We start from the raw sequence: 12,556 nt of genomic DNA, 5'->3' as shown, positions 1-12,556 counted from the left end.
TTCCGGTACCGGGGGACAGGAGGAGGCGCAGCCAGTTGAGGGCGCGGGGGATAAGGTCGTGCACGTCGACGCTCCTATTCAGCGTTGGCCATGCCCCGGGAGGTCTTCCACACCTCGCCGGGGTCTCTGATGACCACTTTGCCTTAGGTAGCGATAGGTAGCAACTGGAAGCATCAGGTTGCATACGGACGTTCCCGTATGTGGTGCGTTGCTACAAGCCGCCTTAGCGTGCGGCCATGGCTAACGATCGTGAGTGGAAACCTGACCTAACGAGCCACGTCTACGTGTATCTCCAGGTCGTGCACCACATCGCCGAAGAGATCCGCACGGGACGCCTACCTGTCGGTGCGCGGCTTCCCGCTGAGCGGGACCTCGCCGAGCAATACGGCGTAGCCGTCAATACGGTCCGCCGGGCTGTCCGCGAACTCCGCGATCAAGGCCTCGTCATCACGGTCCCCATCAAGGGCACCTTCGTACAGGCCGAACAGCAATCCAGCGACCAGCACGAAGAGGGCGAACCGAACACCTGAAGGGGCCGTGCTCTACCAGCAGCCCCCACTCCACGTACAGCCGAAGAAAGCCGTCGCCCCACCGCCGTAGTACCGCCCCCGTAGCCGCCCGGCACTCCCGTACAACCACCGCACCACCCCCCGTCCTCCCCAGGTCGGATATTCCGCCCACTCAGCGGGTGAAGCCCCAAATCCGCACGTAACGTCGGACGCATGACGCACATCGACGCGGGTGCCGAACTCGATCCTGTGCATCCCGTTCCGCTGCCGCCCGCCGGGCGGGCCGTCGGGCTGACTGCCGCTGAGGTGGCTGAGCGGGTGGCTCGCGGTGAGGTGAACGACATCCCGGTGCGGAGCAGCCGCTCCACCGTGGACATCGTCCGGGCGAACGTCTTCACCCGGTTCAACGCGATCATCGGTGTGCTCTGGCTGATCATGCTGTTCGTCGCGCCGATCCAGGACAGCCTGTTCGGGTACGTCATCCTGGCCAACACGGGCATCGGGATCGTGCAGGAGTGGCGGGCCAAGAAGACCCTGGACTCGCTGGCCCTCATCGGGGAGGTCCGGCCAAAAGTACGGCGGGACGGGGTGGCCGCCGAGGTCAGTACGTCCGAGATCGTGCTCGGGGATCTGATCGAGATCGGGCCCGGGGACAAGATCGTCGTCGATGGCGCGTGCGTCGAGACCGACAGTCTCGAGGTCGACGAGTCGCTGCTCACCGGGGAGGCCGATCCCGTCGTCAAGCAGCCGGGGGATCCGGTCATGTCCGGCAGCTTCGTCGTCGCGGGCGGCGGGGCCTTCACGGCGACCAAGGTGGGGCGCGAGGCGTACGCGGCGCAGCTCGCCGAGGAGGCGTCCCGCTTCACGCTCGTGCAGTCCGAGCTGCGGTCCGGGATCTCGACGATTCTGAAGTACGTGACCTGGATGATGGTCCCCACCGCGATCGGGCTCATCATCAGCCAGCTGGTCGTGAAGGACAACGACTTCAAGGACTCCATCGCCCGGACCGTGGGCGGAATCGTGCCCATGGTTCCGGAGGGGCTGGTGCTGCTCACCTCCGTCGCCTTCGCCATCGGGGTGATCCGGCTGGGGCGCCAGCAGTGTCTCGTCCAGGAACTGCCCGCCATCGAGGGGCTCGCCCGCGTCGACACGGTCTGCCTCGACAAGACGGGCACGCTGACCGAGGGCGGCATGGACGTCACCGAGCTGCGGCCGCTGGACGGCGCCGACGAGTCGTACGTACGGAAGGTGCTGGGCGCGCTCGGGGAGGCCGACACCCGTCCCAATGCCTCGCTGCGGGCGATCATCGACGCCTACCCGAACGGCGACGGCTGGCGTTGCACCGGGGCCATGCCCTTTTCCTCCGCCCGCAAGTACAGCGGCGCCTCCTTCCGCGAGGGCGAGGGCGACGGCGACGACGGCGCGTCGAGTACGTGGCTGCTGGGCGCCCCCGACGTACTGCTGGACGACGGCCACCCCGCGCTCGCCGAGACCGAGCGGCTGAACGAGGAAGGGCTGCGGGTGCTGCTGCTCGTGCGGGCGGAGCGGGAGCTGGACGCCGAGGACGTCACGCACGGCGCCCGGCCCATCGCGCTCGTCGTCCTGGAGCAGCGGCTGCGCCCCGACGCCGCCGACACCCTGCGGTACTTCGACGAGCAGAACGTGCAGGCCAAGGTCATCTCCGGTGACAACGCGGTCTCCGTGGGGGCCGTGGCCGGGAAGCTGGGGCTCAGCGGAGAGGTCGTCGATGCCCGGCGGCTGCCCACCGAGCGGCACGGGATGGCGGACGCCCTCGACGCCGGCACCGTGTTCGGACGGGTCACCCCGCAGCAGAAGCGGGACATGGTGGGCGCCATGCAGTCGAAGGGGCACACCGTGGCCATGACCGGCGACGGCGTGAACGACGTGCTGGCCCTCAAGGACGCCGACATCGGGGTGAGCATGGGGTCCGGGTCGGAGGCGACCCGGGCCGTCGCCCAGATCGTGCTGCTCAACAACAGCTTCGCCACGCTGCCGTCGGTCGTGGCGGAGGGGCGGCGGGTCATCGGCAACATCACGCGCGTGGCGACACTGTTCCTGGTGAAGACCGTGTACTCGGTACTGCTGGCGGTCCTGGTGGTGTGCTGGCAGGTCGAGTACCCGTTCCTGCCCCGGCACCTGACGCTGCTGTCCACGCTGACGATCGGCGTCCCGGCCTTCTTCCTCGCCCTCGCCCCCAACAAGGAGCGGGCGAAACCGGACTTCGTCCGGCGTGTGATGCGGTACGCGATCCCGGGCGGCGTGCTGGCGGCGGTGGCGACCTTCGTGACGTACCTGATCGCGCGCCACTACTACACGGGGCCCGGTTCACTGGACGCGGAGACGAGCGCGGCCACCCTCACCCTGTTCCTGATCTCCATGTGGGTGCTGGCGATCATCGCCCGCCCGTACACGTGGTGGCGCCTGGCCCTGGTGTTGTCGATGGGCGCCGGGTTCCTGCTGGTGCTGATGGTGCCCTCGTTGCAGCACTTCTTCGCGCTGAAGCTGGTGGGCGCCGCGATGCCCTGGCTGGCCGTGGGCATCGCGGCGGTGGCGGCGGTCGTCCTGGAGTTCCTGTGGAGGCGGGTGGACCGCCTTCTTCCTGCCTAGTCACCCTTACCGCAGTACGTCGACGTGTATCGCAGGGATCACCGGAAAGCTGATCCCCATGGCAGAAACAGCACACGCGACGGCCGTGCCCGGCTGGATCCTGAAGTTCATGGACGCCATCGACACCCTGGAGTTCGGTGAGGGCTTCGCGCCGCTGACCGAGGACACCGACATGTTCTTCGGCACCGCGCACATCCACGGCGTCGAGGCCATCAAGGAGTTCTTCGTCAAGATCGACGCGCCGCTGAACATCACGCATGAGGTGTTGGAGTTCTGGACCGCGGGCGACGGCGTCCGCCTGCTGCGCGGCGAGGCGACCATGGCCAAGAAGACCGAACCGGACCATGTGGTACGCGCCCCGTTCATGCACATCTTCTACCTCGACCAGGAAGAGCCGGTTCGCGTCCGGACACTACGCGTCACCGCCGGGCCGCTGGAAACGGAAGCGGTGATGTGACGCCGCGGACCGACGGCCCCACCGACGGCCCCACCACGGGGAGTCGTTCTCTCACAGTGATCTCTCACAGTGATGATCTGCTCGACCCACCGGCGACCCGGTGGTTCGAACGGAAGCCGCTCCAGTGCCAAGCGACGACGGGGCGACCCGACCGCACGGCAGGATGCGCCTGCCGTGCGGTCCAGCCGCATCAGTCGAACCAGCGGTCCCGCGCCAGTTCCTCCGTCCTCGACGGGTCCTCCAGCAGCGCGGCGACCTCGAACCGGCGCGGCCACTGCCCCGCCGCCCAGGCCAGTCCCGCCGCGACGCCCTCCAGGGTGGACGCGTGCAGCACACCGTCCCGCGTACGCCGCCAGTCCAGCTCGACGCCGTCGACCACAAGCTCCTCGTGCTCGACGTACGAGGACGGCGTGGCGGGGCCCAGCAGCACGCGCACGGACTCCGGTACGTCGTGCTCGGTGCCCTCGGAGTGCACCTCGCCCGTCACGGACTCGCTCAGCCGCCGCACCTGGAACAGCTCGGCGAGGTCGGCGGCCCTGGACGGCCGTACGGGCAGCAGCGGCACGCCGCCCGTGAAGGGCAGCAGGTCGGGCGAGTCGACGACCACCGCGTCGGCCGCGTCCACGACGACGACCTCCCCGTCCAGCACGGCCCGCACCTCGTCCGGCAGGGTCACCTGCTCGGGGTCGAGATCGGCCAGCGCGCCGTACAACGCATGTAGTTGCGCGGACGTGACGGGCCGCTCCGGGTCGGCGAGGCGGTCGAGGAGCTCGGCGGCGCCGCCGGGCTCCTCCAGCAGGGCGGCCACGGACGTCCGGACGCCGAGCGCCCGCAGCACCTGCTCGTCGTCGAAGCCGGTGGCGTCGGCCTCGTCGTACAGGCCGTGGAGGAGGGGGTCGCCGCCGGCGGCCCGCAGTCCCGCCGGGCGGCGTCCGTCCAGCACCGGGTTCCCGCGCAGCCACCACGCCGTGTAGGAGCGGACGATCTCGTGCGTCCCGTCCGGCAGCAGGACGCGCACGGGCTGGGTGAGCGCGTCGCGCAGCGGCGGCCGGGAGAGGAGGGCGAGGGCCTGCGGCCAGCGGTCGTCGTCCACGAGGTCGAGATCCCGTACGGCGACGATCTCCGTCGCGACGGGCGGCACGGGCGTGTCCGGGAGCCGGTCGAGAACGTCCTCGCACCACACGTCGACGGCGTCCAGCAGCCCCGCGTCGTCGGGCTCGGCGAAGTCGCCCTCCCTCGGCTCCAGTTCGTCGGGGTCGAGGACGACGTCCGTGGCGCGGACGAGCAGGAAGTTCGCCAGCACACCGCAGGCGGCCAGCGGCTGCTCGCCCCAACGGTCGGCCAACTCGGCGTCCACCGAGGCGAGTTCGTCCTCGCCCATGACCTGGGCGAACGAGCTGCCGGGGAGGACGAGTTCGCCGGCGGGCGACAGTTCGCCGTCCTCGTCGGGCAGGGCGAGGGCACCGAGCCAGGGTTCGTCACCCGGCTCCAGGCCCGCGTCGCGGACGAGCCCGAGGACGATGTCCGCGAGCTCCTCGGCGTCGGGGGCGTCCTCCTCCCAGGCCCCGGCGTCCTCGTCGAGGGAGGCCGCCACGGCGGCGCGCACCTGCGGCGTGGTGAGCACCGCGCGGGGCGTCGCGGGCAGCGCGCCCAGCTTCTCCAGGAGCGGATGGGCGGCCTCCGGGTGGGCGACCTTGAGGCCGAGCCGGGCCAGGGCCTCCGGCTCGACACGGGCCTCGTCCGGCGTGGGCAGCAGGACCTGCCGGGGCCCGATCGTCGTACGGCCGTCGGCGAGCGGCACGGGCAGTCCGGACAGCCGGTCGGGGTCGACCCCGGCGAGGCTGTCGTAGAGCCGCCGCCACCAGCCCGGCGCCTTCTCCAGCCCGGCGAGACGGTCGACGACCTCGGCGAGCGGCAGCCGGGCGATGCCCAGGGTGCGGAGCTCGACGCGGCGTTCGAGCCCGGCAGGGAGGAGGCTGGGAAGCACCTCGGCGAGGACCCGGACCGTGTCGGCTCCGGCGCCCTCGACGACCTCGGCGTCGCGGGGACGGAGAGCCTCGGGAAGCTCGTCGCTCTGGCTCGGCTCGATCGTGCTCGGGTCGATGGCCGGAGGCAGGAAGGCAGTCCTCGGCAGCCGGTCGAGGATCGCCTGCCGCAGCGACCCGTCGAGCTCGCCCTTGCCCAGCGGGCCGGGCACGAGGTCGATGATGCCGGGGGTCACCGGCCGCCATTCGGCGAGGAGTTCGGCGTACGCGTCGGCCGCGCGCTCCACGAGGAAGCCGGTGAGCGGGCCGGGCGCGGCATGGCGGCGCGTGGTGTCCAGCGGCAGTGAGGCGATGAGCAGCGCGGGCACGCCGAGCGGCTCGTCGCTCGGGGTGGGCGCGTGCACGACGGGTGCGGTGCGGGGGCGGACCGGGGAGCCGTCCGCGTCGACGGGTACGGCCCAGGTCACGGACCAGTGGGGGCGCAGCCGCTCCTCGACGGGCCGGTCGGCGAGGAGCGCCGGGTCGAGGGGCCCGGCTTGCGAGACCGTACGCCAGTAGGTGGTGCCCTCGCGGGAGTCCTCGACGGTCACACCGTGCTCACGGGGACGGCGCCGGAGCGTACGGGCCGTGTCCCCGACCTCGACGACCACCTCGTCGAGCCCCGGCAGGGCGAGCAGCAGGGCGTCGTCCACACCGTTCAGGAGCCGCTCGGCGAGATCCTCGGCGGCGGCGTCCCGCAGCGGCAGGATCACGACGGTGTCGTACGACTCCGGGGCGCTGCCCTCGGCCGCGAACGGCAGCCGCAGCAGGGGTACATGACCGTCGCGCCGCCGGATCTCGTCGCCCAGCCCGGGGCTGTGGCGGGCGACGTCGGCGGCGAGTTCGCGTGCCTCGGCGAGGGACCAGCGGACGCCTCCGTGCCGTCCGACGACGGCGGGCTCGTCGGTGACGGCCAGCACGGCGGCGAAACCGACACCGAACCGTCCGACGCTGACCTCCTGTGTGTCCCGCTTGGCGGAGGCGCGCAGGGTGGACAGGGACTCCACGCCGGTCGCGTCGAGGGGTGCGCCGGTGTTGGCGGCGACGAGGACGCCGTCGCGGAGGGTGAGGCGCAGCCGGCCGGGCACCTTGGCGCGTGCGGCGGCGTCGGCGGCGTTCTGGGCGAGCTCGACGACGAGCCGGTCCCGGTAGCCGCCGAGTACGAGGTCCTCCTCGGCGTTGGCGTCCTCGCGGAAGCGGGCCGGGCTGGTGGCCCAGGCGTCCAGCACCCCGCGCCGCAGCCGTGCCGTCCCGAACGGGTCCGCACCCTCGGCCGCCGGCCGCACGAACTTGCTCACGGTTCACCCTTCCTCTCGCGGCTGCGCTCCGCTGGGCCGCCGGACGAAGGTACCGTGCGCCGGGCCGACGCGGGGAATGCCGGCTGCCGGGGCCCTCGCTACAGCATTCCGCCCGTGTAAGCGGCGGACGCGCTGCCCGCGAACGCCACGAGCAGGAGAACCGCGACGGAGATCCTGCGAGTCCTGGGCGTCGGTTCGTGCCGCCGCGCCACGAACTCGTAGAAGTGAAGCGCCGTGACGTAGATCAGGATCTGGAGTGCGAGGTCCCACGGGAACGCCCACCGGTTTTGGGCTGCTGATCCGGCGATGTGGCCGAGCAGAACCGCGACGCCACCCAGGAGCGCGGTCCGGGACAGACCGCGTTCGGCCCCCTCGGGATCCGTGCGGCTCGGGGATCGCTCGGTGTTCGCCAGGCGTTCCCGGGCGATGAACCCGTAGACGATGACGACGACGGCAAGCAGAAGGCAGCAGACCGCGACGGCCGAGAGCGCATCGTCGGCTACCGAGGCCCATAACGATGCGAACACAGTGCTACGACTCTCTGTAGGGCTCCATGCGGGCATCGGCCCGGAACAGGTGACTACGAGTGCCCCAGCTCCGCCGACGACTCGTCCGCCGCCGTCACCGACACCGACCCCGAGTCCGGCGACGGACGCAGCGGGAAGTGGTCCACCTTCGTCTCGTCGATCACCGGTGGAGCCGGCCGCGGCGGCTTCGGCATGACCGCGGCCTCCGAGTGCCCTCCACACCCGTACGACAACGACACGACCCGCCCGTCCGCCGGGGAGAACTCGTTCGCGCAGACACCGAACGCCTGCCCGAGCGACCCCCCGATGGCGGTGAGGAAGCCGCAGCTCACACAGGACGCGGGTGCCGCCTGTGCCATGGCCGACTTGGGACCGTACGTCTCCTCCCAGCGGTCGGCCGCACTGTGCAGCCCGTAGCGCGAGAGGACCCGGGCCCGGCGCATGCCGAGTTCCTCGGCGACCGCCGAGATCGAGCCGCGGGTGGGCGCGAACGGCAGGTTCGCCGGCACCCCGGCCGTCACCTCCGCGTCCTCCGCCTCCACCAGCTCGGCCATGTCGTGGGACACGGCGGCGTTCGGCGCGGGCTCGTCCTCGCCGGAGAAACCGGGCTCCAGACGCAGATCCTCGGCGTCGGTGGGCAGCAGGTCCCCCGGGCCCATGTCACCGGGGCGCAGTCGCTCGCTCCACGGCACCCACTCCGGGGCGAGGAGGGCGTCCGGGCCGGGCAGCAGGACGACCTCGTCGAGCGTCACGATCTTCGCACGAGACGCTCGCGCGACCGTCACCGCCCAGCGCCAGCCGCGATAGCCGAGCTCCTTGCACTCGAAGAAGTGCGTGACAACGCGGTCTCCTTCGGAGGTGAGCCCCGTGTGCTCGCCGACGACACCTGGCGCGGCGGCCTCCTCGGCGGCGGCCCGGGCGAGGTCGACGGCCTCCGCGCACAGACGGTCGGGGGTACGGCTTCGCGTTGTCGCTGCGCTCACAGGTATCGCTTCTCTCCTACGCCGTCTCATAGCGCGCCATCCCTTGGCGGGGGCGCGGACGGAGCGGACCGGAGGGCCGCGTCAACGTCCGTGCGTCCGCGCTCGGGCGCACTTACGTCATCCATTCTGCGCCATGCGGGGGCACTGCGTGGCACCGACGGTCCTGTAGGGCGCCGTCACTGTGTGGGGCGCCCTGAGTGGGGGCCTTTCCTGGGGCTGCGCCCCAGACCCCCGGGTCAGTGTATGGGGTTGCGCCCCAGGCCCCCGGGTCAGTGTATGGGGCTGCGCCCCAAACCCCCGATCCGCATCAGCCCCATCATGTCGCAGATCCTGGTGCGGGTTGTCTGTGGCTTGTCGCGCAGTTCCCCGCGCCCCTAAGGGGCTGCGCCCCGCCGCGACCCGCCGGAAGGCATCCGTGCCGTAACCGCACTACCCGGCCCCGACTCGGGGCACTATGACGGAGTGGCACCGATCGGTGGGGTCAAGGTGGAGAAGGGGAGCAGGCGGAGTGGCGGATCGGGCCGGGTGACCGGAGCCGTCCGTTCTGTCGGGCATGCCCTGCGGTTCCCCGTGACCGGGACGGCGAGAGGGATCAGGAAGGCCACGCACGCGCACGGCGCCGGGGAGTCCGGGCTGGGCAAGCTGATCGAGCTGCACGCGGTGAACGGCGCGGGAGACGTGATGGTCACCGTGGCACTCGCGTCCACCGTGTTCTTCTCCGTGCCCACCGACGAGGCCCGCGGCCGCGTCGCCCTCTACCTCGCCATCACCATGGCACCGTTCGCGCTGCTCGCCCCGGTGATCGGGCCCCTGCTCGACCGGCTCCCCCACGGCCGCCGCGCCGCCATGGCCGGGGCCATGCTCGCCCGCGCCCTGCTCGCCCTGCTTCTGTCCGGTGCCGTCGTGACCGGGAGTATCGAGCTGTATCCGGCTGCCCTGGGGGTTCTCGTCGCCTCCAAGGCCTATGGGGTGGTCAGAAGTGCCGTCGTACCGCGCCTCCTCCCTCCCCGCTTCTCCCTCGTCAAGGCCAACTCCCGCGTCACGCTCGGCGGGCTGCTCGCCACGGGTGTGGCCGCGCCGATCGGGGCGGGGCTGCAGGCCCTCGGGCCCCGGTGGCCCCTCTACGGCGCCTTCGTGATCTTCGTCGCCGGTACGTTCCTGTCCTTCTCGCTGCCGCCCAAGGTCGACTCGGCCAAGGGCGAGGACACGGCGCTGCTCGCGGCGGACGCCGAGCACCTGCACGGGCCGCACCGCGAACGGACACTGAAGCGGCCGGGCCTGCGGACCGTCGGTATCGCCGTCACCCACGGTCTCGGCGCCAACGCCTCGCTGCGCTGTCTCTCCGGGTTCCTGATCTTCTTCCTGGCGTTCCTGCTGCGGGAGCACCCGATGGCCGGGCAGAGTGCCGCGGTGTCGCTCGGCATCGTGATCGCCGCGGCGGGCACGGGCAACGCGCTGGGTACGGCCGTGGGGGCGTGGCTGAAGTCGCGCGCGCCCGAGATCATCATCGTGACCGTCGTCGCCGTCGTGCTGGGCGTCGCGATCACGGCGGCCGTCTTCTTCGGGGCCTTCGTCGTGGCCCTTCTCGCCGCCGTCGCCGGCTTCGCGCAGGCCCTCGCCAAGCTGTCGCTGGACGCGCTGATCCAGCGGGACGTCCCGGAGCTCGTCCGTACGTCCGCGTTCGCACGCTCGGAGACGCTGCTGCAGATGGCCTGGGTCCTGGGCGGCGCCGTCGGTATCGCCCTGCCCCTCAACGGGGTCCTCGGCCTCTCGGTGGCCGCCGCGATCGTGGCCACCGGATGGGCCACGACCGCCCGGGGACTGCTCTCCTCCGCCCGGCACGGGAGCACGCCCAACGCGCGGGTGACCTGAGGACGGTCCGAAGACGGGAGACTCCCTGGCGTACGGCACGCCGCGTACCCCTCGTGGAGGGGCCGCTCGACATGCCCGATAGCCTTCGGCCATGACCTCCCTGCGTTCCGAAGCGCGCCGACGTCGCGCCGTCGCCACCGTCGGCGCCGTGTCCGCCGGCCTTCTCGTCCTGGCGGCCTGCGACAAGCCGTCCCCGCTGGCCACCATCACGGTCGGCAAGAACTCGGTGAGCTCCGAGACCGACTGCTACAACGACGGCAAGACCGTCTCCACCGAAGAGCTCGCGAAGTGCCTGAAGGCCAAGGACATCAAGTCCATCGACGTCGACCCGGACGAGACGGTCCGCTTCGGCGTCGACCCGGAGATCGCGGACAAGGGCTGGACGATCCTCATGAACGGTCAGCCGCTGACCGACCCCAGCACGAAGACGTACCGCACGATCCCGGGCAGCGTGTTCTTCAACGCCCAGTACGGCGCCCAGGGCAACTCCACGGTCGTCTCCATCCAGGAGGGCGAGACCAACGTCACCGGGCTGTGGTCCTTCAAGCTCAAGAAGGACGCCTGATCGCTGCCGCTGCCGCCGGGCCACGCGTGCTCGTGGCCACCGCGGTCCCCGCGGAGAGGGACGCGGTGGCCGGGGCGTTCGGGACGCGGGCCCAAGAGGTGCCGCATGAGGCGCCGCACGAGGTGCCGCTTCCCGGTGTGACGCTTCACCGCGTCGGCGACCAGTACCAGTACGACCTCCTCGCCGCCGGCGTCGGTCCCGCCCGGGCCGCCGCCTCCACCGCCACCGCGCTCACCGCGGCGACGCTGCGCGGCACGCCGTACGGCCTCGTCGTCTCCGCCGGCATCGCGGGCGGGTTCGCGCCGGACGCACCCCTCGGCTCCCTCGTCGTGGCCGACGCCGTCACGGCCGCCGATCTGGGCGCCGAGACGCCCGACGGCTTCCTCCCCGTCACCGAACTGGGCTTCGGCACCGTCCACCACCGTCCGCCGGAATCACTCGTACGGGATGTCGCGGCCGCCACCGGGGCACTCGTCGGAACCATACTGACCGTGTCGACCGTGACCGGCAGCGCCGAACGCGCGGCCGAACTGCGCGCCCGCCACCCCCGCGCGCTCGCCGAGGCCATGGAGGGCTTCGGGGTCGCCGAGGCCGCCGCCGCACACGGCACGCCCGTGCTGGAGCTGCGGGCCGTCTCCAACCCCGTCGGCCCCCGCGACCGGGCCGCCTGGCGCATCGGAGACGCTCTGGCCGCGCTCACCGAGGGTTTCGGGAAGCTCGTGCCCGTACTGGAGAGTTGGACCTCACATGACCGCGCAGAATGAACCGCACACGCCTCCCGGTCCGCTGAAGATCGCGTACTCCCCCTGCCCGAACGACACCTTCGTCTTCGACGCCGTCGCCCACGGCCGCGTGCCGGGAGCGCCCGCGCTCGACGTGACGTTCGCGGACATCGACATCACCAACGGCATGGCCGAGCGCGGCGAGTTCGACGTGCTGAAGGTGTCGTACGCGGTACTGCCGTACGTCCTCGACGAGTGGGCGCTGCTGCCCTGCGGGGGCGCGCTGGGCCGCGGCTGCGGGCCGCTGGTCCTCACCAGGGAGCCGGGCGTCGAGCTCGCGGGCCGCAGGGTCGCGGTGCCGAGCGAGAGGTCGACGGCGTACCTGCTCTTCCGCCTGTGGGCCGCGGACACCCTGCCCGGTGGGGTCGGGGAGGTCGTGGTCATGCCGTTCCACGAGATCATGCCGGCCGTGCGGGACGGGAAGGTCGACGCGGGACTCGTGATCCACGAGGCGCGCTTCACGTACCAGAACTACGGGCTGCACAAGCTCGCCGACATGGGCGAGCACTGGGAGCACACGACCGGGCTGCCGATCCCCCTGGGCGCGATCATCGCCAGGCGCGCGCTGGGCACCGAGACGCTGCGGCTGCTCGCCGAGTCCCTCCGCGCGTCCGTACGGGCCGCCTGGGACGACCCGGAGGCCTCCCGCCCGTACGTCCTGGAACACGCCCAGGAGATGGACCCGGCGGTCGCCGACCAGCACATCGGCCTGTACGTCAACGAGTTCACGGCCGCCCTCGGCGAGGACGGTTACGCGGCGGTCCGGGGACTGCTGACCCGCGCGGCGGCGGAAGGTCTGGTACCGGCCCTCGCACCGGGAGCGCTGGACTTTCCCTGAGGCGCGTCGACTCACGCCGACGCACGCCCCACGGAAGCGCGTTCCGGCCGAAGGGCGACAACAGCCCTTCGGC

General features: G+C 71.7%; 10 protein-coding genes. 7 read left to right on the top strand and 3 right to left on the bottom strand.

Going from position 1 to position 12,556, the window contains the following annotated elements; all coding sequences use genetic code 11:
• The first annotated feature begins 236 nt into the window (after nt 1–236).
• From FNH08_RS30115 to FNH08_RS30105, 3 genes are all read left to right on the top strand, one after another.
• Nucleotides 237–530: a GntR family transcriptional regulator gene (locus FNH08_RS30115; protein ID WP_152774687.1), complete on the top strand. Its 294-nt coding sequence runs from the start codon at nt 237–239 to the stop codon at nt 528–530.
• Between the two features lie 192 nt (nt 531–722).
• Nucleotides 723–3,137 (top strand): HAD-IC family P-type ATPase, encoded by a 2,415-nt coding sequence (locus FNH08_RS30110; RefSeq protein ID WP_152774686.1) that lies wholly within the window; start codon nt 723–725, stop codon nt 3,135–3,137.
• 58 nt (nt 3,138–3,195) lie between these two features.
• Nucleotides 3,196–3,594: a nuclear transport factor 2 family protein gene (locus FNH08_RS30105; RefSeq protein WP_152774685.1), complete on the top strand. Its 399-nt coding sequence runs from the start codon at nt 3,196–3,198 to the stop codon at nt 3,592–3,594.
• A 190-nt stretch (nt 3,595–3,784) separates the two neighbouring features.
• On the opposite strand, the gene FNH08_RS30100 is transcribed toward FNH08_RS30105, so the two are convergent.
• The 3 genes from FNH08_RS30100 to FNH08_RS30090 all read right to left on the bottom strand — a co-directional run bounded on the left by FNH08_RS30100 (nt 3,785) and on the right by FNH08_RS30090 (nt 8,426).
• Nucleotides 3,785–6,916: a sacsin N-terminal ATP-binding-like domain-containing protein gene (locus FNH08_RS30100; protein ID WP_322725751.1), complete on the bottom strand. Its 3,132-nt coding sequence runs from the start codon at nt 6,914–6,916 to the stop codon at nt 3,785–3,787.
• Between the two features lie 98 nt (nt 6,917–7,014).
• Complete coding sequence (locus FNH08_RS30095) at nt 7,015–7,443, bottom strand: hypothetical protein (RefSeq protein WP_152774684.1); 429 nt, start codon at nt 7,441–7,443, stop codon at nt 7,015–7,017.
• Between the two features lie 53 nt (nt 7,444–7,496).
• Nucleotides 7,497–8,426, bottom strand: coding sequence for a DUF3027 domain-containing protein (locus tag FNH08_RS30090; protein ID WP_322725750.1), 930 nt, complete (start codon nt 8,424–8,426; stop codon nt 7,497–7,499).
• A gap of 525 nt (nt 8,427–8,951) precedes the next feature.
• Between FNH08_RS30090 and FNH08_RS30085 the strand changes: the two genes are divergently transcribed.
• The 4 genes from FNH08_RS30085 (at nt 8,952) to FNH08_RS30070 (ending at nt 12,483) form a co-directional block, all read left to right on the top strand.
• Nucleotides 8,952–10,298 carry an MFS transporter gene (locus FNH08_RS30085; RefSeq protein WP_322725753.1) on the top strand — a complete coding sequence of 449 codons (1,347 nt, stop codon included), beginning with the start codon at nt 8,952–8,954 and terminating at the stop codon, nt 10,296–10,298.
• Between the two features lie 91 nt (nt 10,299–10,389).
• A complete protein-coding gene (locus FNH08_RS30080) occupies nt 10,390–10,863 on the top strand; it encodes a DUF2771 domain-containing protein (protein ID WP_152774682.1) in 474 nt (157 codons plus the stop codon).
• Complete coding sequence (locus tag FNH08_RS30075) at nt 10,833–11,627, top strand: futalosine hydrolase (RefSeq protein ID WP_322725749.1); 795 nt, start codon at nt 10,833–10,835, stop codon at nt 11,625–11,627. Before FNH08_RS30080 ends, FNH08_RS30075 begins: the two co-directional genes overlap by 31 nt.
• Nucleotides 11,611–12,483, top strand: coding sequence for a 1,4-dihydroxy-6-naphthoate synthase (locus FNH08_RS30070; RefSeq protein WP_152774681.1), 873 nt, complete (start codon nt 11,611–11,613; stop codon nt 12,481–12,483). Before FNH08_RS30075 ends, FNH08_RS30070 begins: the two co-directional genes overlap by 17 nt.
• Nucleotides 12,484–12,556: the final 73 nt, after the last annotated feature.

The sequence above is a fragment of the Streptomyces spongiae genome (assembly GCF_009377185.1).
Classification (GTDB): Bacteria; Actinomycetota; Actinomycetes; order Streptomycetales; family Streptomycetaceae; genus Streptomyces; species Streptomyces spongiae.
Note: the sequence above shows the minus strand (reverse complement) of the source record. Positions and strands in the feature narration are given on the sequence as shown.

Coding starts and splice junctions, on each gene's coding strand:
- FNH08_RS30080 (WP_152774682.1), top strand. CDS start 10,390: ATGACCTCCCTGCGTTCCGAAGCGCGCCGACGTCGCGCCGTCGCCACC.
- FNH08_RS30070 (WP_152774681.1), top strand. CDS start 11,611: ATGACCGCGCAGAATGAACCGCACACGCCTCCCGGTCCGCTGAAGATC.
- FNH08_RS30115 (WP_152774687.1), top strand. CDS start 237: ATGGCTAACGATCGTGAGTGGAAACCTGACCTAACGAGCCACGTCTAC.
- FNH08_RS30110 (WP_152774686.1), top strand. CDS start 723: ATGACGCACATCGACGCGGGTGCCGAACTCGATCCTGTGCATCCCGTT.
- FNH08_RS30105 (WP_152774685.1), top strand. CDS start 3,196: ATGGCAGAAACAGCACACGCGACGGCCGTGCCCGGCTGGATCCTGAAG.